Origin of the sequence: Risungbinella massiliensis, from assembly GCF_000942395.1 — a bacterium.
In the GTDB taxonomy this organism is placed as follows: Bacteria; Bacillota; Bacilli; order Thermoactinomycetales; family Thermoactinomycetaceae; genus Risungbinella; species Risungbinella massiliensis.
In genome coordinates, this window is the sequence record NZ_LN812098.1 from 1 (window position 1) to 890 (window position 890).

The window sequence follows — 890 nt, forward strand, 5'->3', positions numbered from 1 at the left end:
TGCCAGTGAAGATGCTGGCTACCCGCGACAAGACGGAAAGACCCCGTGGAGCTTTACTGCAGCTTGATATTGATCTCGGGTACGACTTGTACAGGATAGGTGGGAGTCGATGATTTGGGGACGCCAGTCTCCAAGGAGACGTCGGTGGGATACCACTCTGGTCGTATCGGAGTTCTAACTCAGAACCGTCATCCGGTTCGAGGACCGTGTCAGGCAGGCAGTTTGACTGGGGCGGTCGCCTCCTAAAATGTAACGGAGGCGCTCCAAGGTTCCCTCAGCGCGGTCGGAAATCGCGCCTATAGAGTGCAAAGGCATAAGGGAGCTTGACTGCGAGACCTACAAGTCGAGCAGGGACGAAAGTCGGACTTAGTGATCCGGTGGTTCCTTGTGGAAGGGCCATCGCTCAACGGATAAAAGCTACCCCGGGGATAACAGGCTTATCTCCCCCAAGAGTCCACATCGACGGGGAGGTTTGGCACCTCGATGTCGGCTCATCGCATCCTGGGGCTGTATTCGGTCCCAAGGGTTGGGCTGTTCGCCCATTAAAGCGGTACGCGAGCTGGGTTCAGAACGTCGTGAGACAGTTCGGTCCCTATCTGTCGCGGGCGTAGGAAATTTGAGAGGAGCTGTCCCTAGTACGAGAGGACCGGGATGGACATACCCCTGGTGTACCAGTTGTCTCGCCAGAGGCACCGCTGGGTAGCCAAGTATGGACGGGATAAGCGCTGAAAGCATCTAAGCGCGAAGCCCCCCTCAAGATGAGATTTCCCATTCCTTCGTGGAAGTAAGACCCCTTGTAGATGACGAGGTAGATCGGTCTGAGGTGGAAGCATGGTAACATGTGTAGCTGACAGATACGAATCGGTCGAGGGCTTTTCCTCACATGTCTT

Annotated in this window: 1 rRNA gene; it reads left to right on the plus strand. The window is 55.6% G+C overall.

From position 1 onward, the window contains the following. Positions 1–882, plus strand: a 23S ribosomal RNA gene (locus tag VJ09_RS00015); the annotation flags it as partial. Between the last annotated feature and the right edge of the window lie 8 nt (positions 883–890).